Source organism: Polaribacter porphyrae (assembly GCF_002954685.1).
GTDB lineage: Bacteria > Bacteroidota > Bacteroidia > Flavobacteriales > Flavobacteriaceae > Polaribacter > Polaribacter porphyrae.
Genome location: NZ_MSCN01000001.1, coordinates 284299 through 307748, shown reverse-complemented (window position 1 = coordinate 307748; position 23450 = coordinate 284299). Strand labels below are relative to the sequence as shown.

General features: G+C 28.5%; 25 protein-coding genes. 11 read left to right on the top strand and 14 right to left on the bottom strand.

Features of this window, described 5'->3' with window-relative positions; translation table 11 throughout:
* Window positions 1-2: 2 nt before the first annotated feature.
* The 9 genes from BTO18_RS01375 to nadC all read right to left on the bottom strand — a co-directional run bounded on the left by BTO18_RS01375 (window position 3) and on the right by nadC (window position 7288).
* Window positions 3-614, bottom strand: a complete 612-nt coding sequence (locus BTO18_RS01375; protein WP_105014499.1) for a HEAT repeat domain-containing protein — start codon at window positions 612-614, stop codon at window positions 3-5.
* 150 nt (window positions 615-764) lie between these two features.
* On the bottom strand, window positions 765-1295 hold the full coding sequence (locus BTO18_RS01370; RefSeq protein ID WP_146106869.1) for an RNA polymerase sigma factor: 531 nt from the start codon (window positions 1293-1295) through the stop codon (window positions 765-767).
* 120 nt (window positions 1296-1415) lie between these two features.
* A complete protein-coding gene (locus BTO18_RS01365) occupies window positions 1416-1604 on the bottom strand; it encodes a hypothetical protein (RefSeq protein ID WP_105014497.1) in 189 nt (62 codons plus the stop codon).
* 226 nt (window positions 1605-1830) lie between these two features.
* Window positions 1831-2499: a GTP cyclohydrolase I FolE gene (gene folE, locus BTO18_RS01360; RefSeq protein ID WP_105014496.1), complete on the bottom strand. Its 669-nt coding sequence runs from the start codon at window positions 2497-2499 to the stop codon at window positions 1831-1833.
* Between the two features lie 132 nt (window positions 2500-2631).
* Entirely contained in the window at window positions 2632-4050 is a 1419-nt protein-coding gene (gene hisS, locus BTO18_RS01355; RefSeq protein WP_105014495.1) for a histidine--tRNA ligase, read from the bottom strand.
* A 268-nt stretch (window positions 4051-4318) separates the two neighbouring features.
* A complete protein-coding gene (locus tag BTO18_RS01350; RefSeq protein WP_105014494.1) occupies window positions 4319-5263 on the bottom strand; it encodes a YihY/virulence factor BrkB family protein in 945 nt (314 codons plus the stop codon).
* Window positions 5264-5305: 42 nt separating this feature from the next.
* The gene (locus BTO18_RS01345; RefSeq protein ID WP_105014493.1) at window positions 5306-5782 is read right to left on the bottom strand and encodes a hypothetical protein; all 477 of its coding nucleotides are present in this window, start codon (window positions 5780-5782) and stop codon (window positions 5306-5308) included.
* Complete coding sequence (locus tag BTO18_RS01340; RefSeq protein ID WP_226789135.1) at window positions 5779-6363, bottom strand: pentapeptide repeat-containing protein; 585 nt, start codon at window positions 6361-6363, stop codon at window positions 5779-5781. Before BTO18_RS01340 ends, BTO18_RS01345 begins: the two co-directional genes overlap by 4 nt.
* 67 nt (window positions 6364-6430) lie before the next feature.
* On the bottom strand, window positions 6431-7288 hold the full coding sequence (nadC, locus tag BTO18_RS01335) for a carboxylating nicotinate-nucleotide diphosphorylase (protein ID WP_105014491.1): 858 nt from the start codon (window positions 7286-7288) through the stop codon (window positions 6431-6433).
* A 160-nt stretch (window positions 7289-7448) separates the two neighbouring features.
* On the opposite strand from nadC, the gene rlmH reads away from it, so the two are divergent.
* Window positions 7449-7922, top strand: a complete 474-nt coding sequence (gene rlmH / locus BTO18_RS01330) for a 23S rRNA (pseudouridine(1915)-N(3))-methyltransferase RlmH (RefSeq protein ID WP_105014490.1) — start codon at window positions 7449-7451, stop codon at window positions 7920-7922.
* 61 nt (window positions 7923-7983) lie between these two features.
* Here rlmH and BTO18_RS01325 read toward each other — a convergent pair whose 3' ends face one another.
* Window positions 7984-8799, bottom strand: coding sequence for a helix-turn-helix domain-containing protein (locus BTO18_RS01325; RefSeq protein ID WP_105014489.1), 816 nt, complete (start codon window positions 8797-8799; stop codon window positions 7984-7986).
* A gap of 203 nt (window positions 8800-9002) precedes the next feature.
* Between BTO18_RS01325 and BTO18_RS01320 the strand changes: the two genes are divergently transcribed.
* The 4 genes from BTO18_RS01320 to BTO18_RS01305 all read left to right on the top strand — a co-directional run bounded on the left by BTO18_RS01320 (window position 9003) and on the right by BTO18_RS01305 (window position 12574).
* A complete protein-coding gene (locus BTO18_RS01320; RefSeq protein WP_105014488.1) occupies window positions 9003-9584 on the top strand; it encodes a non-canonical purine NTP diphosphatase in 582 nt (193 codons plus the stop codon).
* 31 nt (window positions 9585-9615) lie between these two features.
* A complete protein-coding gene (locus BTO18_RS01315; protein ID WP_105014487.1) occupies window positions 9616-10644 on the top strand; it encodes a FecCD family ABC transporter permease in 1029 nt (342 codons plus the stop codon).
* A gap of 5 nt (window positions 10645-10649) precedes the next feature.
* On the top strand, window positions 10650-11447 hold the full coding sequence (locus tag BTO18_RS01310; RefSeq protein WP_105017464.1) for an ABC transporter ATP-binding protein: 798 nt from the start codon (window positions 10650-10652) through the stop codon (window positions 11445-11447).
* A 68-nt stretch (window positions 11448-11515) separates the two neighbouring features.
* A complete protein-coding gene (locus BTO18_RS01305; RefSeq protein ID WP_105014486.1) occupies window positions 11516-12574 on the top strand; it encodes a M28 family metallopeptidase in 1059 nt (352 codons plus the stop codon).
* Between the two features lie 72 nt (window positions 12575-12646).
* Here BTO18_RS01305 and infB read toward each other — a convergent pair whose 3' ends face one another.
* Genes infB through rimP form a run of 3 tightly spaced genes read right to left on the bottom strand, consistent with a single transcriptional unit; the run spans window position 12647 to window position 17220 of the window.
* Window positions 12647-15430 carry a translation initiation factor IF-2 gene (gene infB, locus BTO18_RS01300; protein ID WP_105014485.1) on the bottom strand — a complete coding sequence of 928 codons (2784 nt, stop codon included), beginning with the start codon at window positions 15428-15430 and terminating at the stop codon, window positions 12647-12649.
* A 59-nt stretch (window positions 15431-15489) separates the two neighbouring features.
* Entirely contained in the window at window positions 15490-16746 is a 1257-nt protein-coding gene (gene nusA / locus BTO18_RS01295) for a transcription termination factor NusA (protein ID WP_105014484.1), read from the bottom strand.
* Window positions 16747-16758: 12 nt separating this feature from the next.
* Window positions 16759-17220 (bottom strand): ribosome assembly cofactor RimP, encoded by a 462-nt coding sequence (gene rimP / locus BTO18_RS01290; protein ID WP_105014483.1) that lies wholly within the window; start codon window positions 17218-17220, stop codon window positions 16759-16761.
* Between the two features lie 183 nt (window positions 17221-17403).
* Between rimP and BTO18_RS01285 the strand changes: the two genes are divergently transcribed.
* From BTO18_RS01285 to BTO18_RS01275, 3 genes are read left to right on the top strand one after another with little or no spacing between them, the layout of a single operon-like run.
* Window positions 17404-18234, top strand: a complete 831-nt coding sequence (locus BTO18_RS01285) for a universal stress protein (protein ID WP_105014482.1) — start codon at window positions 17404-17406, stop codon at window positions 18232-18234.
* Between the two features lie 39 nt (window positions 18235-18273).
* Entirely contained in the window at window positions 18274-18684 is a 411-nt protein-coding gene (locus BTO18_RS01280) for a lipocalin family protein (RefSeq protein ID WP_105014481.1), read from the top strand.
* Between the two features lie 48 nt (window positions 18685-18732).
* Window positions 18733-18924: a hypothetical protein gene (locus BTO18_RS01275; RefSeq protein WP_105014480.1), complete on the top strand. Its 192-nt coding sequence runs from the start codon at window positions 18733-18735 to the stop codon at window positions 18922-18924.
* A 208-nt stretch (window positions 18925-19132) separates the two neighbouring features.
* Here BTO18_RS01275 and recR read toward each other — a convergent pair whose 3' ends face one another.
* Window positions 19133-19750, bottom strand: coding sequence for a recombination mediator RecR (gene recR / locus BTO18_RS01270; RefSeq protein ID WP_105014479.1), 618 nt, complete (start codon window positions 19748-19750; stop codon window positions 19133-19135).
* A gap of 93 nt (window positions 19751-19843) precedes the next feature.
* On the opposite strand from recR, the gene BTO18_RS01265 reads away from it, so the two are divergent.
* The 3 genes from BTO18_RS01265 to BTO18_RS01255 are packed head-to-tail and all read left to right on the top strand — an operon-like array spanning window position 19844 to window position 23174.
* Complete coding sequence (locus tag BTO18_RS01265; protein WP_105014478.1) at window positions 19844-21283, top strand: sodium:solute symporter; 1440 nt, start codon at window positions 19844-19846, stop codon at window positions 21281-21283.
* Window positions 21284-21297: 14 nt separating this feature from the next.
* Complete coding sequence (locus BTO18_RS01260) at window positions 21298-21723, top strand: hypothetical protein (RefSeq protein ID WP_105014477.1); 426 nt, start codon at window positions 21298-21300, stop codon at window positions 21721-21723.
* 2 nt (window positions 21724-21725) lie between these two features.
* Window positions 21726-23174 carry a glycosyltransferase family protein gene (locus BTO18_RS01255; protein ID WP_105014476.1) on the top strand — a complete coding sequence of 483 codons (1449 nt, stop codon included), beginning with the start codon at window positions 21726-21728 and terminating at the stop codon, window positions 23172-23174.
* The last annotated feature ends 276 nt before the right edge of the window (window positions 23175-23450 follow it).

Sequence of the window (23450 nt, the reverse complement as noted above, 5' to 3'; positions counted from 1 at the left end):
TCTTATTTATTAATTTCGTTCATAGCTAAAGTTGCATTGTTTTTAACTATGGGATAGGTTTGTTCATCTTCTATAATCTTTTCAAGAGGTTTTTGTGCACGGTTTTCTCTTAAAAAAGTTAATGCTTTTATTAATTTTATTTGTACTAATGGTGCCTCTTCTTTTTCTAAAGCACTAATTAAATTTTTTCTGATAATTTCATTTTTAGGAAATTTTAGTAATGCATCAATTGTGGCAATTTTTACATTATCATTTTCATCTTTATGAATAATTTCTATTAGTCTAGTAATTATTCTTTCGTCTTCTTTTAAATAATCATCATTAAATTGATACACACCTTCTAATCGCTTTCCTGCAGAGTCATCATCTAAATTGGCTAGTAACTCTTTTTGTACTGGCGATAATTTATTTTGATTGATTACCCAATTTCCAGCAAAGAAAACTAGGGCCAAACATGCAGCAATAGAAATATATTTTAAATACACCATTTTTCGTTTTTTAGGTTGATGCAATTCTTGCTTCAATAATTCCTCAAAAGAAACATCTGCCAGTTTAGATATTTTTTCTTGAGTAAATTCTTCTTTATGTTGCTGTATAAATTCTTTTAACTTCATTCTATATATTTTTCAATTCTTTGTCATTTCAACCTTTTAGAGAAATCTATAACTTTTCTTTATTAAGATTTCTCAATTTCGTTTCACTTCATTCGAAATAATAAACTAACTCTCAAAAGTATTTTTTAAACTCAAAAATGTTAATTTTACTTAATCAACTTTACTTTTTATCAATTGCAATAATTGTTCTTTACCTCTTCTGTATTGGTTTCTTACTGTACTTTCTTTTATGTTTAGCATTTCACCAATTTCTCTGTGATTGTAATCTTCTATCATATATAAAACCAAAACTATTCTATATTTTTCTTTTAATTGGTTGATACACTTTTTTACAAAATCAACAGAAATTGATGGTTCAATATCATCTTTTTCTTCTGGTTTTTCCTCTAAAATATACGTATCATCTGTATAAGTGATTTTATTTTGATTTCTAACAGTATCTAATGCCTTATTCACAACTATTCTTTTTAACCAAGCTCCCAAATTTGCATCCTCTTTTAATTGATGTATTTTTTGAAATCCTTTAATAAAACAATCTTGCACTATATCTTCTGCATCTATATTACTTTTTACTATTCTTAAAGCAGCACCAAACATCATGTTTTTGTAAGAATGGTAGACTCTTAATTGAGCTGAATAGTCGTTTTGTTTACATTTTTGTATGAGTTGTTTCGTATCCAAAGGTTGGTTAAAGTTTGTTTACACTATAAGAACGGAAAAAAATTAAAAGTGTCGCAAAAAAAATAAAAAAACCGTTTAGAAAATTTCTAAACGGCTTTATATTTTTATAATTCCAGATAATTAAAATCCTGTTCCTGGACTTTCTGGACTTTGAGCTTGAGCCTTTTGTGGGTTTAAAATTATGTAAGTACCCAATGCAGTTAATGCAGCATATTTACCATAATTTCCTATTTTTTTTATCGCTTCTTTGCGAGTAATTTCTTGCTTATTATTAATAGATTTTTGAAGTAAACTAATCTGGTTAACCAAAGTGGTTTACTAGTTTGGTTGACCAATTTATAATAAAATTTAATATTTCCAAAATTTTTTTAAATAAATATAGATTTGATACTTAAATCCTATTTTTTTGAAAAACTTATAATAATAACCTGATTACTAGAAAAAAACTATATGATCTATTAAGAAAAAAACCGTTTAGAAATTTTCTAAACGGTTATTGAATGTTTTATTAAAAGATGTTGAATCAAGTTTGCAGTTAATCGAAATCAGTATCCATCTTTAAGTAATCTAAAAATTCTCTTTTGGTTTCTGTTTCTTTAAATTTACCCCCAAATTCTGCAGTAACTGTTGAGCTTTCAATATCTTTTATTCCTCTAGAATTTACACACAAATGTTTTGCATCTATAACACAAGCAACATTTTGAGTACCTAAAGCTTCTTGCATCGCTTGTACCACTTGCATTGTTAAGCGTTCTTGTACTTGTGGTCTTTTTGCAAAATACTCCACAATTCTATTCATTTTTGATAAGCCAATAACTTTTCCATCAGAAATGTAGGCTACATGAGCTCTACCTATAATTGGTAATAAATGATGTTCGCAAGTAGAATACACCACAATATTTTTTTCCACCAACATTTCACCATAATTGTAATTATTATCGAATGTGGATGCTTTTGGTTTATTTTTAGGATTTAAACCCATAAAAATCTCATTTACAAAAGCTTTAGCAACTCTTTTTGGTGTGCCTTGTAAACTATCGTCTGTTAAATCCATACCTAAAGTCTGTAAAATATCTTTTACGCTTTCTTGGATTCTACTTATTTTTTCTTCATCAGAAATAGCAAAAGCATCTGCTCTTAAAGGTGTTTTGGCTGATGTACCAACGTGATCTTCTCCTAGTTCTTCTATTCTTTCGTCGTTCATTATATTGATAAATTCAAATAGTTGAATCGTATTTTTTGGAATGCAAATTTAATATATTGTTATTTAATATTGAAGTTTCTAAAATGAGATTTCTCAACTTCATTTCATTTCGTTCGAAATGACAAGTAAAACTTACAATAAAGTTTGTATCAATTCTAATAAACTACATTTTGATTGCTCACCAGAAACCATATTCTTTAATGTAAACTCATCGTTTTCAATTTCTTGAGAACCCACAATAACCACAAATTCAATTTCGCGTTTGTTAGCGTAATTCATTTGCTTTTTCATTTTTGCAGCATCAGGAAATAATTCAGACTTAATACCTTTAACTCTTAATTGAGAAATTGCTTTCATACAGTACAAAGCTTCATTTTCTCCAAAATTGACAAACATTACTTTTGGCTTTGGTAAAGCCACAGTTTTAAACAAACCTAATTCTTCTAACACTAAATAAATTCTGTCTAAACCAAAAGATATTCCAACCCCAGAAACGTCTTTCATTCCGAAAATTCCTGTTAAATCATCATATCTTCCACCACCACCAATTGACCCCATTTTTACACCTTTTGGTGCTGAAACTTCAAAAATTGCTCCTGTATAATAATTTAAACCTCTTGCTAAAGTTACATCAACCTCTAAACTGGCTGATTGTAAACCTAATTCTGATATTGAATTGATTACAAAACGTAATTCTTCAACTCCTTTTGTGCCTTCTTCTGAAGTGGTTAGCATTTTTGCTAAAGCATCTAAATTCTCTTGATTATTCCCATCAAAACTAAATAAAGGTTGTACTTTTTGAATGGCTGCTGACGTAATTCCTTTGGATAACATTTCTGTTTCAACTTTTTCTTGACCAATTTTATCCAATTTGTCTAAAGCTACTGTAAAATCGATCAATTTATCTTGAGCACCAATGACTTCTGCAATTCCAGAAAGTATTTTTCTATTGTTGATTTTAATCGTTGTTTCTGCTAAACCTAATTGTGTAAAAACAGTATCATATAATTGGATAAACTCGACTTCTTGCCACAAAGATTTGCTACCAACTACATCTGCATCACATTGATAAAATTCTCTAAAACGTCCTTTTTGAGGTCTATCTGCTCTCCAAACTGGTTGTACTTGATAACGTTTAAAAGGAAACGTAATTTCATTTTGATGTTGTACTACATATCTTGCGAATGGTACTGTAAGGTCATAACGAAGTGCTTTTCCTGAAATTCTATTTGTAAACCTATTCAATTCAATTTTTTCTTTAGATTCCAAATCATCTAAAGAATTGAATTTTAACTTTTCATAACTTTCAGGTAAATCAATTGAATCTTTTTCATAAAAGAAATTACCAGAATTCAAAATCTTAAAAATCAAACGATCTCCTTCTTCTCCGTATTTTCCCATTAAAGTTGATGATTTTTCAAAACTTGGGGTTTCAATAGGTTGAAATCCAAAAGTTTCAAACGCAGTTTTAATCGTATTAATTATATAAGTACGATTAGCTACTTCTGTTGGCGAAAAATCTCTTGTTCCTTTTGGGATACTTGGTTTCATTATTTTATCCTAATTTATCCTGCAAGGTTTTTTTAACCTTGTAGGTATCTATACTTATAAATATCTTATTCAAATTGCTTAATACCTGCAAGGTTTAAAACCTTGCAGGTATTACAAACTTTTCTAATTACTTAACCTACAAGGTTTTTGAAACCTTGCAGAAACGACAACTTTACGAAAAATCTGACGGGTCGCTAAAAGAAAAATCATAATTCCATAAAAATGGAAAAATAATAAATCGCTCTGTGAGCACAAATATCGTGAAAAGTTATAATTTTTTAGGTGTTGTAAAGGTTTTATTTCGTCTTCGTAAAGAGTAAATAGACGCATTTAACTCAAAACCTAATAATAGAATTATAGCATTCAGCCAAATAAAAAGCATTAGTATTAATAAAGTTCCTATTGAGCCATACAACTCGTTGTATTTTGCAAATTCAGTAACATAATAGCTAAATAAATAGAATGTTAAGATAGATAAAACTGTGGTAAAAACTGCTCCTGGAGAAAAAAAACGAGAGTATTTTGCTTCTTTTACTCCATAATGATACAACATGGAAACTGTAATGAATATCATACTTAAAAAGATAAAACCTCTGCCTAATTGTAGCCAAATTAAATTGTCTTCCAGCCAACCTAATGTAACAATTTCTTTTAAAATCAATTCAAAAAATATAACTAACATTACTGTAATTAATAAAAAAACAACGATAACAATGGTAACTAACATGGCTATGAAATAAGAACGAAATACATTTCTGATTTCTTTTACATGATATGAATATTCAAAACCACCAAATATGGCATTTACGCCATTAGTCATTAAAAAAATGGATGCTAAAAAACCAAAAGATAGTAAACCTCCATATTGATTTTTGATAATATCGATAATTACAGAGTCTACTGCATCAAAGGTTTTTGGAGGTAAAACATCAGAAATTAAGGATAATAATACTTCTTGAGCACCTTCTATAGGTACAAATGGAATTAATGTTAATACGAAAAGTAAAAAAGGAAAAATTGCCATGAAAAAGCTATAGGCAATCCCTCCAGCTCTTGTGGTTAGAGCACCTTCAATAATTCCTATAAAATACATTTCAATCACATCATACAAAGACATTCCTTCTAAACCTGGAATTTTTATTCTTTTTCCAAAACGCACCAAAGCACATACAATTGGTATTTTATCAAGTTTGTCTTCTATTTCTTTTGTCATATGCCTCTTTGTCTTTCAGACATTTCTCCAAAGGAGAAAAAATTACTCTAAATATATTTTATTTTTTTCAAGCATTATTTCTTTAAAAATTGCTTCATTTTTAAATGATGATAAAGAATCTTTTAAGAATAAAAAATCTGCACCCCAAACTGAACTTGATAAAAGTCCATAATTTTTGTGAAAAACCAAAGTTATAGTATGACTTTTTATGGTTTTGGGTTGATACATTTTATATTCGTAATCTTTGGTTTTATAACTTTTTTTAATAAAATAAAAAGTATCTTTTTCTGAAACTAAAAAATCTTTTTCAAGATTGTAAACGATATTTAAATCTTTAATTGAATCTTTTTTATTTGAGTAAAAGTAAAGTTTATTATGATTTTCTTTTTTAATCTCTAAAAGAAATCTTTCTGCTTTTGATTTCTGAAAAGAATATAGATAGATGTTTGAAGAACTTTTTTCATCACAAGAAAGCAAACAAAAAGCTATAAAAACAGAGCTTATTTTATAAAATTTCATTCCACAATAATTTTATATTTTGATAACAATCCAATTACATTATCCTTACTAAACTTTGCTCCTTTAAGTTGATTTTCTTCAGGATCGATTTCAAAGTTTTGAGCAGTTATAAAATCTGTTTTCTCTAGATTGGTTCTATCAAAAATGGTGTTTTTTAGATTACAATCATCAAAAAATGAACTATTTATATTCGCTTCTGTAAAATCTGCTTCTTCTAAATTACAGTTAATAAATTTTGTGTTCGGAATTTTCAGTTGATAAAAAGAGCTGTAATTCAGTTGACAATCTTTAAATGAAAACTGTAATAAAAAAGTATCTACTTCATTAAATTTTACGCCAATCAATTTACAATTGATAAAATTTACATCTTTAAAAGCGGAATCTTTTATAATAGTATTGCTAAAATTACAATCAATAAATTCGCATTCTACAAACTGAATATTTGATGCGTGAATATTCTCAAAATTACAATTGGTAAAAGTACAATTGTCATATTCTCCTTTTTTGATTTTCGTTTTTGTAAAATCAATTTTAGAAAAATCTTGTTCGTCAAAATAATGATCTATCATACTTTTCGTCATTCTGAACTTGTTTCAGAATCGCATAATTTGTGAGAAGCAGAAATAAATTCAGCTTTACATTTAGTTACTATATCGCTTTTAGACTCAAATCCATATTATAAACTGAATGTGTTAATGCACCAGAAGAAATAAAATCCACACCACATTCAGCATATTTTCTAATGGTATCTTCGTTAATTCCTCCAGAAGATTCTGTTAAGCATTTATCACCTATTAAAGCCACAGCTTTTCTAGTATCTTCATAATTAAAATTATCAATTAGAATTCTATAAACACCTTCGTTTGCTAAAATTTCTTCAATTTCTATCAAACTTCTAGCTTCTACAATAATCTTGATATCCAAACCTTTATCAGCTAAATACTTTTTAGTTTTTGTAATTGCTGCTGTAATTCCACCAGCAAAATCTATATGATTGTCTTTAATCATCACCATATCATACAAAGCAAATCTGTGGTTTTCTCCTCCTCCAATTTTTACAGCCCATTTTTCTAAAGCTCTAATACCTGGAGTAGTTTTTCTGGTATCTAAAACTTTGGTTTTTGTTCCCTCCAACAAATTTGCAAAAAAAGTAGTTTTTGTAGCAATTGCAGACATTCTTTGCATTGCATTCAACACCAAACGTTCTGCCATTAAAATGGATTGCGATTTTCCTGAAACGTGAAAAACAATGTCTCCATAATTTACTTTTTCGCCATCATCGATAAATGTTTCTACTTCTAAATCTGCATCTACATATTTAAAAACTTGCTTTGCAAATTCAACTCCAGCAATAATTCCATTATCTTTTACCAATAATTTTGCTTTTCCTGTTGCATCAGCAGGAATACAGGAAAGCGAAGTGTGATCTCCATCACCAATATCTTCTCTAATGGCATTTTTTATAATTAAATCTAATTCGTTTTGGAATTTTTCTTCTGTTATCATAATTGTTTATTCTGATGTAAAAATAAGAATGATTTTCATTTTTTTGTGAGTTCTTTAGAGTTTATCTGTTAAATCTGATAAATTTGTAATGTACAATTAAAAGATTTCTCGATACAATTTTCTCATAAAATCGAAAATCACTCGAAATTACAGTTCGTATATGAAAATTAAACTTTTAGCGATTGGTAAAACAGATAATAAGCAATTAATTTTGTTGATTAATGAATATCAAAAACGCTTAAAACACTACATAAAATTTGAATTAGAGATTATTCCTGATATCAAAAATGTGAAGAACCTTTCTGAACAGCAACAAAAAGAAAAAGAGGGAGAACTCATTTTATCGAAATTGCAAAATACAGATCAATTGGTCTTGTTAGATGATAAAGGAAAGCATTTTACATCGATAGAATTTAGTAAATATTTGCAAAAAAAAATGAATTCAGGTTTAAAACAATTGGTTTTAGTTATTGGTGGTCCTTATGGGTTTTCTAATGCTGTTTACAAAAAAGCTAATGCGAAAATCTCATTATCTAAAATGACATTTTCCCATCAAATGATTCGTTTGTTTATTGTTGAACAATTGTATAGAGGTTTTACTATTTTGAGAAATGAGCCTTATCATCATGAGTAGAAAACCTCAAAGTCTTATCTAAATTCTTTAAAAAGGCAAGAATTCTTTTCTTTTTAAAGTTTTACTTATTCTTAATTTTAGACATAATTTTATATATCAAAATAATTTCAAAAATCTCAACAACGGCTTGTGTAAATGCACCTATTGGTGCTAAAAGGATTACTAAAAAACAACTTCCAGTAATAATTTCGAAAATACCTGTCCATTTAGTTAGGTTTCCAAAGTCTTTTAGACGCATTATAGCTACTCCAACCAAAATACTTAAAATTCCATAAGTAATGAGTTTAGTAAAGCCTACTAAACCTGAAAATTCTTCCCATAAATAGAGACAAAGTACATCTAAAGTAGAAATAAATAATGAAAAAACTATCACTAAAAAAGCACTAATTTGAAGCAAATAGTTTTTGTAAAACCCAGCTGTAATTACAAAACCTCTAAAAAAGAATACTAAAGAAATAAAAGAAAGAGACTTTACAAAAATATAAATTACCTTAAATAACCAATTTTCTTTAAATGCTAAAAAATCTACTGCTATTTCAAGAAAACCTGCTATAAAATAAATGATTCCAAAAATGAAAGCTGTAAAAAGTTGCTTTTGAAGTTTATCCTTATTAATTCCTAAAATATTATCTAATTTCCCAGACTTATATTTTTCTTCTAAAACTTCAGAATAATCAAAACCTAACACATCAAGAATAGCTTTTATGGTATAACTTCTTGGTGAAACATCTCCAGCTTCAATTCTTTGAATTGTCCTTACATTAATGTTGCACTGTTCTACTAACTCTTCTTGCGTAAATCCTTTTTGTTTTCTTAGGGCTAAAATTTTCTTACCTAATTCTGGTTGTTTCATAATATGTACTTTTTTAAATTCCATACAATTTTAGTTCAGTAAATTAAGGTGGCAAATTTTTAGAACACTTTTTAACCCGACATTTTCACGACAAATCAATGATAACAATACTTACAGCGTTTTTAAGTTTTTGCAATTTAGTTGATTTATTTTACTATTTCTATAGATTTACCAACGAATATTCCTCTATAAATTGATTACATTTGTAAAAATCAATATCATTTTTAATGAAACTCGTTTTTGCCACTAACAATTTGAACAAACTAAAAGAAGTGCAAGAAATGTTGTCTAGCTCTATTGAAATCTTGAGTTTAAAAGATATAAATTGTTTTGATGAAGTTGAGGAAACTGAAACTACTTTAGAGGGTAATGCCAAACTAAAAGCAGATTATATTACACAAAATTTTGGCTACAATTGTTTTGCTGATGATACAGGTTTAGAAGTTGATGCTTTAGATGGAAAACCAGGAGTTTATTCTGCTCGTTTTGCAGGAGAACCAAGAAATTCTGAACATAATATGCAAAAATTACTATCAGAATTAGAGGATAAACCTAATAGAAAAGCTCAATTTAGAACTGCAATTTGTTTAAATATTAATAAAAAACAATTTCTTTTTGAAGGGATTTGTAAGGGAGAGATTATAACCAAAAAACAAGGAGAAAAAGGTTTTGGTTATGATCCTATTTTTAAACCATTAGGATTTAATCAATCTTTTGCAGAAATGTCATCTTCAGCAAAAAATACAATTTCTCATAGAGGAATTGCAATTCAGAAATTAGTCAATTTTTTGAAGAATTATTCAGAATAAGACTTTTATTTTGTATTCAAGGTAACAAAAAATGGAACAAAAAAACTACACAAAACACTTTATAATTTTATCGGTTTTACTGGCGGTTTTGTTTTTTGTAAATATTAGTTTAGGTTCTGTTTCAATCCCTTTTAAAGATATTTTAAATTCTTTATTTGGGGGTGTTGTCTCAAAAGAAAGTTGGGAAACTATCATTCTTAATTTTAGATTACCAAAAGCCATAACTGCTATTTTAGTTGGTTCTGGGTTATCTGTTGCAGGCCTGTTAATGCAGACTTTATTTAGAAATCCGCTTGCTGGTCCATTTGTTTTAGGAATTTCTTCTGGGTCAAGTTTAGGAGTTGCGGTTTTAATTTTAGGTTCTTCTGTTTTTGGTGGATTTTTACTATCATCATCAATATCAAATTGGTCTCTACCAATTGCAGCTAGTTTAGGAGCTTTATTAGTATTATCTGCTGTAATTATTGCTGCAAACAAAGTAAGAAACACCATGTCAATTTTAATTATTGGTTTGATGTTTGGCAGTTTAACATCAGCAATAATTAGTGTATTAGCTTACTTTAGTGAAGCAGAACAGATTCAACAATATTTATTTTGGAGTTTTGGAAGTTTAGGAAACTTAAGCTGGAAAGAATTGTCTATTTTCTTTGGTTTTTATATAGTTGGATTATTAGGTACATTCTTTATTATAAAACCATTAAATAGTTATTTATTAGGGGAGAATTATGCCAAAAGTTTAGGAATAAATATTAAAAAAAGCAGGAATATAATTTTAGTAATTACCAGTATTTTGACAGGAGTAATCACTGCTTTTTCTGGACCAATTGCCTTTATTGGTTTAGCTATACCTCATATTGCTAGATTGTTATTTACAAGTTCTAATCATAAAATATTATTACCTGCTTCAGCTATTTTAGGAGCTATTATTTTATTAATTTGTGATTGTATTGCTCAATTACCTACAAGTGAATTTACGTTACCTATAAATGCAATAACTTCTCTGTTTGGAGCACCTGTTGTAATTTGGTTATTAGTAAAGAAAAAGAAAATTTTTATATAAATATATTGATTAAATCAAAAGAAAATATAATTTTAAAAACAGAAAACCTTTCCATAGGTTATCAATCTAAAAAAGCAAAAACTATTGTTGCTGCTGGTATTAATTTATCTCTAAAAAAAGGACAATTGATTACTGTTTTGGGTAAAAACGGTATAGGAAAATCCACTTTATTAAGAACTATTGCCAAAGTGCAACACCCAATTTCTGGAAATGTTTTTTTGAATGATAAAAACTTGCATGATTATACTAATAGAGAATTAGCTACAAAATTGAGTTTAGTGCTGACAGATAGATTACCAGAAAGTCAATTAACCGTTTTTGAATTGATTGCTTTAGGAAGACAACCCTACACAAATTGGATTGATAAACTCACTAAAGAAGATATTGAAAAAGTGAATATTGCAATTCATCAGACTGAAATTCAACACTTAAAAAATAAGCGTTTTTATGAGTTAAGTGATGGGCAATCACAACGTGTTCTCATAGCTAGAGCATTAGCACAAGATACTGAAATAATGATACTAGATGAACCTACTGCACATTTAGATTTGCATCATACTATTCAGATTTTTAAGCTTTTAAAGAAGTTGGTTAGCAAGACTTCAAAAACCATTATACTTTCTTCACATCAAGTAAATCTATCCATCAATTTTAGTAATTATATTCTATTATTTACTGATAATAATTTGCATTCAGGCATTCCAAATGAACTCATTACAAAAGGACATTTCGACAATTTATTTCCAAAAGAAACTGTTAATTTCAACAGGGAATTACAGCAGTTTATTATAAATAACCAATAATTTTGAGGTTACTACCACTTTTTATTATTTTTGGTAGTAATTCAAAAAGTTTAATTCAATTTTAATAGATGAAAAAAATACTTTATACAGCTAGTGCATTGATTTTTATGGCTTGTAGCTCTAGTAAAAATGCATCAAAAGATGATGCTAACGTAGATCAAGCTACAAAATACGCAGCTACAATTACAGCAAAAGATTTAGGTTCACATTTATTTACTTACGCTTCAGATGAATATGAAGGTAGAAATACTGGTGAACCAGGGCAAAAAAAGGCTGTTCAATATCTTAAGAATTTCTATATCAATACTGGAATTCCTTCTCCTTTAGGAGGTGATGATTATTTTCAAGAAATATCTACAGAATGGTTAAGTAGTAAATCTAGAAGAGGAAAGCTAAAAGATTCAGAAAACGTAGTTGCATTTATTAAAGGCACTGAAAAACCTGACGAAATTATTGTTTTATCTGCTCATTTAGATCATGTTGGTGTTAATAATGGAGAAATTTATAACGGTGCAGATGATGATGGTTCTGGAACTGTAGCTTTACTAGAAATTGCGGAAGCCTTTAAAATAGCTGCTGATAATGGAAAAGGCCCTAAACGTTCTATTTTATTCCTACACGTAACTGGTGAAGAGAAAGGTTTATTAGGTTCTAAATATTACACTGATGAAGACCCAATCTTTCCTTTAGAAAATACAGTTTGCAACTTAAATATAGATATGATTGGTAGAATAGATGCTAGGCACAAAGATAATCCTAACTATGTCTATTTAATTGGTTCTAATAAGTTGAGTACTGAATTACACAATCTATCTGAAGAAGTCAATAAAAAATATACAAATATTAGTTTAGATTATAAATATAATGATGATAATGATCCTAATCGTTTTTACTACAGATCTGATCATTACAACTTTGCCAAAAATAATGTACCTATTATATTTTATTTTAATGGTACTCATGTAGATTACCACAAACCTGGTGATACACCAGATAAGATTTATTATGAATTATTAGAAAATAGAACGCGTCTGGTATTTCATACTGCTTGGGAAGTAGCCAATAAAGAAACTAGAATTATTGCTGATAAAGCAAAACCTACTAAAAAGAAAGAAGTGAAAAAATAGTAAATGGTAATACTACAGTTACAAAAAAACCGAGCAAATTGCTCGGTTTTTTATGCTTTAAAAAGGAATATATTATTTTAGTTTTTTCTTAACTGCTACTTCTTCATAAGCTTCAATAACATCACCTTCGCTTATATCATTATAATTTTTGATTTGTAATCCACAATCATAGCCTTTAGCTACTTCTTTTACGTCGTCTTTAAAACGTTTTAAAGATGATAAAAGTCCATCATGTACAACAATACCATCTCTAATAACTCTAATTTTAGAATTTCTGTAGATTTTACCAGACATTACCATACAACCTGCAATATTACCAACTTTAGAAATTTTATAAACTTCTCTAATTTCTACATTACCAGTAACTTCTTCTTTCATTTCAGGAGATAACATTCCTTCCATGGCATCTTTTAAATCATTGATCGCATCATAAATAATTGAATACGTTCTAATATCTACCTCTTCTCTATCTGCAACAGTTCTTGCATTACCTTGAGGCCTTACATTAAATCCAACAATAATTGCATCAGATGCAGTTGCTAACAATACATCACTTTCAGTAATTGCACCAACCCCTTTATGTAAAATATTTACTTGAATTTCTTCTGTAGATAATTTTTGGAACGAGTTTGTTAAGGCTTCTACAGAACCATCTACATCTCCTTTTAAGATGATGTTTAATTCTTTAAAGTCTCCTAATGCAATTCTACGTCCAATTTCATCTAGTGTTAATGTTTTTTGAGTTCTAACAGATTGCTCACGTTGTAATTGAGAACGTTTTGTAGCAATTTGTTTTGCCTCTCTTTCATCATCAAAAACAACAAATTTATCACCTGCTTGTGGTGCACCATCTAAACCTAATATAGATACTGGTGTTGAAGGTTTAGCAGCTTTTACTTTTTTACCTTTATCATCAAACATCGCTTTTACCTTACCACTGTTTTTACCAGCTAAAATATAATCTCCAATTTTTAAAGTACCAGCTTGAACCAAAATTGTGGTTACATAACCTCTACCCTTATCTAATTGTGCTTCTACGACTGTACCAGTTGCATTCTTATTAGGATTTGCTTGTAGTTCTAAAACTTCTGCTTCTAATAAAACTTTTTCTAACAACTCATCAATTCCTTGACCTGTTTTCGCTGAAATATCTTGAGACTGAATATTACCTCCCCATTCTTCAATTAATAAATTCATTGAAGAAAGTTGTGTTTTTACATTATCTGGATTGGCATTTGGTTTATCAATCTTGTTAATTGCAAAAATAATTGGAACCCCAGCTGCTTGTGCGTGAGAAATTGCTTCTTTAGTTTGAGGCATTACATCATCATCTGCTGCTACTACAATTATTACTAAATCTGTTACTTGTGCACCTCTTGCACGCATTGCTGTAAATGCTTCGTGACCAGGGGTATCTAAAAATGCAATTTTTTCATCTTTTACATTTACTGAATAAGCACCAATATGTTGTGTAATTCCTCCACTCTCTCCTTCTACAATGTTTGCATTTCTAATATAATCTAACAAAGAAGTTTTACCATGATCTACATGCCCCATTACTGTAATAATTGGTGCTCTTTTTTCTAAATCTTCTGGTTTATCCTCTACTTCTTCTATAGCTTCTTCTACTTCTGCACCAACAAATTCAACTTTATGGTTAAATTCTTCTGCAACAATTACTAATGTTTCAGCGTCTAAACGTTGATTCATCGTTACCATCATTCCTAAAGACATACATGCTGAAATAATATTGGTAACAGGCTCTCCCATCATTGTTGCTACTTCACTAACTGTTACAAATTCTGTAACCTTTAATATTTTGCTATCTAAAACTTGTGCTTCTAGCTCTGCTTCTGATTGCTCTCTTCTAGCATCTCTTTTATTTCTACGATATTTTGCTCCTTTACCTTTGCTAGATTTACCTTGAAGCTTTTCTAGAGTTTCTCTAACTTGTTTTTGGATTTCTGCTTCTGTTGGTTCTTCTTTTTTAACAGTTGGTCTTTGGTTAGCTCTACCTCTTCCTTTATTATTGTTTCCTCTATTATTACCTCTATTATTTGGGCTATTTCTTGAATTTGGATTTGAAGAACCTGTAGATTTAATTCTTTTACGTTTTTTCTTGGTATCTGAATTTGAATCTTTTTTTGCTTCTGGTTTTTTCTTTTTTGGTTTTTCAAATTGCTTTAAATCAATTTTTTTACCTGTAAAGTTTGGTCCATCAAGCTTTTTATACTGTGTTTTTATAGTTTCTGCTGTTTCTGGAGTAACTTCTTCTTTAGTTTCCTCTTTTGCAGTTTCTCCTTTAGATTGAATTTTGGCTTCAACTTTAGAAACTGCCTTTTCTATAGGTGTAGCAGGTTTTGGTTTTTCTGAAACTTGCTCTTTTTTCTCAACAACAGGTTCTGCAACTGGTGCTTCTTCTTGTTCCTTTTCAGGTTCCTGCTCTTTTTTAGCTTCTTCCTTTTCCTTTTTAGGCTCTTCTTCTTCTTTCTTACCTAAATTATCAATATCTATTTTACCAACAGTTTTAAGTTCAAGTTTTTCTGCTTTGGCTTTTAAAACTTCTTCTTTTTTAGCTTCTTCAGCTCTTTTTCTTTCTTGCTTTGCCTCTAGCTCTAAACGAATAGCTTCTTTTTCTTTTCGTTTTTCTTCACCTACCTCTTTAGAAGCAGCTCTTTTGTTAGCATCAGTTTCAAAACCATCTAACAGAACTTCATACTCTTCAGAAGTAATTTTTGTAGTTGGTCTAGCATCGATTTGATAACCTTTGCTTGCTAAATGCTCTACAGCTCTATCTAAAGAAATATTTAATTCTCTTAAAACCTTATTAAGCCTCGTTGTTTTGCCTACAGACATATAATTTTTTTAACTTTATAATTGTAAAAATATACTTTTTACTTTACTTAAACGTTATGTTATTCTTCGAATTCTTCTTTTAAAATTCTTTGAACATCTATAATTGTTTCTTCTTCTAAATCGGTTCTCTTTACTAGTTCACCAACAGAAGTTTCTAATACACTTTTTGCTGTATCTAAACCTATGTTTTTGAATTCTGCAATAACCCAATCTTCAATTTCATCTACAAATTCTGTTAACTCTACATCTTCTTCTTCTAAACCTTCTCTTTGAACATCTATTTCATAACCTGTTAACTCACTTGCCAAACGAATATTAACTCCTCCTCTACCAATAGCTTTAGAAACCTCTTCTGGTTTTAAAAGTACATTTACACGTCCTTTTTTGCCATTCTTTTCTTCTTCATACATAGTTATTTCCATTGAAGTTACCTTTGCAGGGCTTAATGCTCTTGAAATGAATAATTGTTCGTTCTTGGTAAAGTTGATAACATCAATATTTTCATTACCTAACTCACGTACAATTCCATGAATTCTTGATCCTTTTACACCAACACAAGCTCCTACAGGATCTATTCTATCATCATAAGAATCTACAGCTACTTTTGCTTTTTCCCCTGGAATTCTTGCAACACCTTCAACCGTAATTAAACCGTCGAAAACTTCAGGAATTTCTTGCTCAAATAATTTATTTAAAAAAGCTGGTGCAGTTCTAGATAATATGATTGCTGGTTTGTTTCCTCTTAATTCTACTGTTTTTATAACTCCTCTTACAGAATCTCCTTTTCTGAAAAAATCGGAACGTATTTGCTCACTTTTTGGTAATACAATTTCATTACCATCATCATCTAATAATATAATTGCATTATGACGTATATGGTGAACTTCTGCACTGAATAACTCGCCTTCTAAATCTTTAAATTGTTTAAAGATGTTTGTACTATCATGCTCATAAATTTTAGAGATTAGATTTTGGCGTAAAGCTAAAATAGCTCTTCTACCTAAATCTATTAATTTTACTTCTTCAGAAACATCTTCTCCAATTTCAAAATCTGGCTCAATTTTACGAGCTTCAGACAATTCTATCTCTTCATTATCATCTTCAGAAAAACCATCTGCAACTACAACTCTATTTCTCCAAATTTCTAAATCTCCTTTATCTGGGTTGATAATAATATCAAAATTATCATCAGAGCCAAACTTACGTTTTAAAGCAGCTCTGAATACTTCTTCTAAAATAGACATTAATGTTACTCTGTCTATGCTTTTATTATCTTTAAATTCTGAAAACGAATCGATTAATGCTAAATTCTCCATTATTTATTTTTCTTAAAATACAATCTTCACTTTTGCTTCTTTAATATCCTTATAGTTTATTGTTACTGTTTTTTGTACAGTAACTTTACCTTTTCCTATTGGTTTTGGTTCTCTAGCTTTCCAGTTTAATACAATTTTGTCTTCATCTGCTTCTACTAAAGTACCTTCAAAATCTTCTTCTAAAGTCTTTACTTTTAGAATTCTATTAATATTTTTTAGATATTGTCTCTTCATTTGTAATGGATGAGAAATATCTGGGGTGGTAACTTCGAGAGAAAAATCTTCTTCTTCTCTATCTAAATTGTGCTCAACCTTTCTACTTATTCGAATACATTCGCTTAAAGAAACACCATTATCACCATCAACAGTAATTTGAATTTTGTTGTTTGATGATATCGAAATATCTATCAAAAACAAACTCTCATTCAACGCTAAAGCCTCATCTACTAAATCTTTTATTTGGTTTTGATTCATTATTTACCTATTAAAAAATATTGATTATGAGTATAAAAAGAGGGGACATTTGTCCCCTTCATTTAATCATCTAATGTTAAAATCGATGCAAATATACAAATTGTTTATTACTTATCAAACTGAAAAATATTCAATTATTTTCGTAACTTTAAGTACATCAATCAACTCAAAAAACTTCTAATTATGAAAAAAATTTTAGTCCCAATAGATTTTTCAAAAAAATCTGAATATGCCTCTAAAATGGCATCAAAAATTGCTAAAAAATCGAATTGTGAAGTTTATCTTTTACATATGATAGAATTACCTACTGGCATTGTAGATATGGGTGCAGGTAGTAATTTTAGTATTCCAGAAAGCATGCTGTACTTAAGAAAGGTAAAAGAAAGAATCATTGAATTTAAAGAACGTTTTTTCAGTAAAAATAAAATAGTTCATCATTCTATACGTTTTCAAAACCCTCATGAAGGGATTTTAAAATATGCTGATAAAGTTGAAGTCGATTTAATTGTAATGGGTTCTAAAGGGCACTCTAAATTCGAAGAAATTTTAATTGGATCTAACACAGAAAAAGTGGTAAGAACTTCTAAAATACCCGTAATTGTTGTTAAAAAGGATGAAGATAAATTTAGAATTAAAGATATTGTTTTTGCATCAAATTTTAAAAATGAAAATAAAAAGGAGGTATTTAGAAAGTTTTTAGATTTTGCCAATCATTTTAAAAGTGAAATACATCTACTTAAGGTAAATACGCCGTCAAAATTTGAGAATACTCATAATGCAAAAGAACAAGTAAAAGAATTTATTGCTGAATTTAAATTACCTAAATACTCGATAAATATATACAATGATGCATCTATAGAAAAAGGAATTTTAAACTTTTCTAGAGATATAGATGCTGATTTAATTGCTTTAAGTACGCATGGCAGAAGTGGTTTATCTCATTTATTCTCTGCAAGTGTTACAAAAAGCTTATCTAAAAAAGCAATGAAACCAATTTTAACAATTAAGGTATAAAGTAAGTATTATATTTGTGAAAATTTTACAACACAGATTATGAAAAGGTTTTTACAAATATTAGCTTTAGTTATTTTAATTAATTCATGTGGGTCAAATGATAGTGTAGTTTTTATTGATGATATAATTGTTGATGATTGGACTTTACTTTCTCAAAAAATAGATGGTTCTGAAACTATTACTGATTGTACAAAAAGTACAACCTTTTCATTTAGATCTAATGGTGTTTTAAGACAAGTTTTTTATGGTCTTTTAAACGGAGAATGTATTGTTGTATCTCAACCCACAAGCAATTGGTTAGTAGAAGATAATTCTGAATACAGAATTGAAGAAGCCAATGGTAACATTAGAATAATAAAGATTTTCTTTTCTGACAATGACAATAAATTTAGTCTTGAAGAAACAGATGAAAATGGGAAAAATATTGTTTCTATCTTTCAAAGAAGTTAATTTTTTATAAACTCTATTTAATTTTTAATTCTAATTAAATTAAAGATTTTGAAAAGATTTTTCGTTATTTTCTTTTTTTCTATTTTACTCATTTCCTGCAATAATGAAGAGACCGAATTTGACCCAATTATTGGTACTTGGAAAGTTACTTCGATGCTTATGAATGGTAGTGAAATTTATTTTCTTGATGGTTGTGGTAATAGAAGTGAAACCTCATTTTTTATGATGAAACATTTTTAGATAAATTTTACAGCAAAGATAATTCTGGTGAATGCATAGGTTATGAAAATATATCAAATTGGACTAATCTAGGAAATTCTAAATACTTAATTGGTGATAACGAAATAGAGCTTCACTTTTCAGAAAACAATACTATTTACAAGATTTTTCTAGAGATTAAATATTTAAATGATAGAGATGTTATTTTAGAAGTAACACACAAAAAAATCTAGCTTCTAATACTCTGCTCAAAAGGAATACGATTCACAATACTTCTACCCAAAGTTACTTCATCTGCGTATTCTAATTCATCACCAACTGCAATTCCTCTAGCTATTGTTGATGTTTTAATCTCGAATTTTTCTATTTGTTTAAAAATATAGAAATTAGTTGTGTCACCTTCCATTGTAGAGCTTAATGCAAAAATTAATTCTCTAATTTCTCCATTTTCGACTTTTTTAACTAAAGATTCTATTTCTAAATTTTGTGGGCCAATACCTTCAATTGGTGATATTTTTCCTCCTAAAACGTGATACAAACCATTAAATTGAGAAGTACTCTCAATAGCCATAACATCTCTTATATCTTCTACCACACAAACAATCTCTGGATTTCTTTTCGGGTTCTGACAAATGTTACACAAAATTGTATCAGAAATATTATGACATTTTTCGCAACTTTTTACATCATTTCTTAAATGTAACAAAGCTTCAGATAAGTATTTTGTATTTTCTGAAGGCTGTTTTAATAAATGTAACACCAAACGCAATGCAGTTCGCTTTCCAATTCCTGGCAAACGCGAAACCTCATTTACTGCGTTTTCTAAAATTTTTGATGAAAAATCCATAAGTGTAAAATTACAACTTCTAAAGAAAAAAGAATAGAGAAAAAAGACAAAAGAGTATATTCGTAAATTGTAATTGAATATTTGTAAAGCACTATGCAACCACTTCATATTATCCTTTTAATTGTTGGCTATTTTTCTGTTTTGATTTTCATTTCTTACCTCACAGGAAAATCAGCAAACAACAAAACATTTTTTAAGGCAGATAATTCGTCTCCATGGTATTTGGTAGCTTTTGGTATGATTGGGGCTTCACTTTCTGGAGTTACTTTTATTTCTGTTCCTGGTTGGGTAGAAGCCCAAAGTATGAGTTACATGCAAATGGTGCTAGGTTATGTTGTTGGGTATGCTGTAATTGGTTTGGTATTGCTTCCTCTTTATTATCGACTTAACTTAACATCAATTTACACTTATTTACAGGACAGATTTGGTAATTATTCATACAAAACAGGAGCTTCATTTTTCTTATTATCAAGAACTATTGGCGCTGCTTTTCGTCTTTTTTTAGTCGCAAATGTGTTACAATTATTATTGTTTGATGCCTATGGAATCCCTTTTTGGGTAACAGTTACTATAACTATTTTATTAATTTGGCTCTACACATTCAAGGGAGGCATAAAAACCATTGTTTGGACAGATACTTTGCAAACTTTATTTATGCTAATTGCAGTTGGTGTTTGTATTTATACCATTTCTGATGAAATGCAAATCAGTAATATTTTTTCTTATGTTGCTGATAGCGAACTTTCTAAAACGTTCTTTTTTGAGGATGTTAAAACAGGAGATTATTTCTGGAAACGTTTTCTTGCTGGTGCTTTTGTAGCCATTGTTATGACAGGTTTAGACCAAGATATGATGCAAAAAAACCTAACGTGTAGAAATTTGAAAGATGCTCAAAAAAATATGTTTTGGTTTACCATAGTTTTAGTAATTGTAAACTTTTTCTTTTTAGCATTGGGTGTTTTATTAACTGATTATGCTCAAAAAAACGGAATTGACGCACATAAAGATCAACTTTTTCCAATAATTGCAATCAAAGGAACTTTAGGTTTAGCAACTGCTATTTTCTTTTTATTAGGTTTAATTGCTGCTGCTTACTCTAGTGCAGATTCAGCATTAACATCACTAACAACTTCTTTTAGTATCGATATTTTAGAAATCGACAAAAAGAAAAGTGAAGTTGAGCAAGAAAAAACAAGAAAAAAAATTCATATTCTTTTCTCATTTATATTAATCGCAACTATTTTAATATTTAAATATTTTATTGCTGATGAGAGTGTCATCGCTAAAATATTCACCTTTGCAAATTATACTTATGGTCCATTATTAGGCCTATATGCTTTTGGTTTATTTACAAAAATAAAAGTCAAGGATAAATTTGTACCTACTATCTGCATTGCATCACCATTTATAACATATTTAATCAACTTTTTATGTTTGACTTATTTTAGCTTTGATTTTGGTTTTGCTCTATTAATTTTAAATGGATTCATCACTTTTATTGGTTTATCTTTGTTAAGAAAAAAAGTAAATTAAAAATTACTTCTATCATGAAAAAACTTCTTTTTACATTTTTTATTATTAGTTCAATATCTTGTTTTAGTCAGCTAAAAGTTACTGGTTATTTTGGTAAAGAAATTGGATTGTCTTATGTTTTTAATGATAAATTTCAAACAGAATTCAGAGTTAGCGATGATATAAATTCAGAGTTTAATTCTGAATTTAGTTTATTGTATAAAGTAATTTCTAAAAAGGATTACAATTTAAATTTTGGAATTGGAGTTTCTACTTTTCCTTTTAATTCTAAAAATATCGATTTTTTTGAAAGTGTATATCTACCACTACAATTAGAGGTTGTTCCTTTAAAAGAAGTGAAGAGTTTAGCATTTGTTTTAGAAAGTGCCTATCATTTTTCTAATATCATTAATGGTTCTGGAATAAGAAATTCAGTTGGTATAAGATATATTTTTAATTAAAAGTGATTCAAAAAATAAAATATATAGGGCTAGCTGTTTTTATTATTACTGCATTTTTTAGTGTTGGTCATATTCAATCTGATGAGTATTTTCAAATTATGGAATTTGCACAATATAAATTGGGTCAAATAAATGCGTCAGAATTACCTTGGGAGTTTAACGAAAGAATGCGACCTTCTTTACAGCCTTGGTTAGCGTATCTTTTTATAAAAATTTTTCATTTTATAGGTCTAGAAAATCCATTTTATATTGCTACTATTTTTAGGCTTTTGAGTGCAATTTTAATGTGGTCTATTTTTACAAGATTAAATGATTACATCGTTAATAAATATTTTAAAGAAAGTAAATGGCAAAATATATTTTATGCTTCTATTTTGCTATTGTGGTTTGTACCTTTTATAAGTGTTCGTTTTTCTTCAGAAAATTATGCTGCATTATTTTTACTATTATCCTTGTTAACGTTAACAAAGACTAGAAGTTATGGCAATTTAATTTTTATTGGGTTTACTTTAGGAATATCTTTTTTATTCAGGTATCAAATGGGAATAGCCATATTAGCCATTTATGCACACCTACTTTTTATTGATAAAACAAAGTTTTTAAAAGTATTGACTTCTGGCAGTATCATCATATTAATTATTGCGCTTGCTATATACCTAGACAGTCTTTTTTACAATCAGCTTACTTTTGCACCTCTAAATTATTTAAAATTGAATTTAATTGATGGTAAAGCTGCAAACTTTGGTACATCTCCATTTTTTGCTTATTTGTATTTGTTTTTAGCTTTTGCAGCTCCACCAATTAGTTTTATATTATTAGCATCTTACACAAAAGGAGTAATTATTTTAAAAAAACATCTTTTTGTATGGGTAAGTATCTTTTTTATTTTGATTCATTCTTTAATTGGTCATAAAGAAGTTCGTTTTTTATTCCCAATTATGTATCTATTTATTTTTATAGCCATTTATGGTTTGATGACTTACTTCAAAAACAAAGAAATAAAAAAGTGGCATAGAAGATTATTTAGAGTTTCTTTTGTTATTAACTTCTTATTATTGGTTTTTATGATGTTTAAACCTTTAAACGGAACTGTTAAACTATATGGTTTCTTATACAAAAATGTATCAGAAAAAAATAACCTTATTATTTCAACTTCTAAAGAAACATATCATTTTTTGGTGGATTTAAAATCTACTTTTTACAGACCAAAAAATATAACTTCACTGGCTATATATTCATCAGAAAATATTAAGAACTATTTGATTAAGAATAATATAAAAACTGCTTTTTTAGTTCATAATCAATTGTATTTTGATGAAAAATTTGATAATTATGAGATAAAAAGAGTTTATTCTGCATATCCTAGCTGGATTAAATCCATAAAATTTATAGATTGGCAAAAAGCGATTAGAACTAAAAGTGTGTATTTATTAACGCAAAAAAAGAAATAATCAGATTTATCATAAAAAACGCATAATCTATTCATTTTCATCAACTTAAATCTTCACAGCATTACCTGTTTTTGCATTATTTTGTCTATAAGAAACAGTTACTTAGATTAATTTTTTTATTTATAAAATAGATTTAAAATTTGTTTTAACATTACTTTAACCGCAAAAAAACCTATAAAATTGTTGAAACTACGATTCTTTTTATAGCTTTGTAATATCATTTAATCCCCCCATTAATGAGTACAACTACCAACTTTTGTCTTAAAAAAGACATCA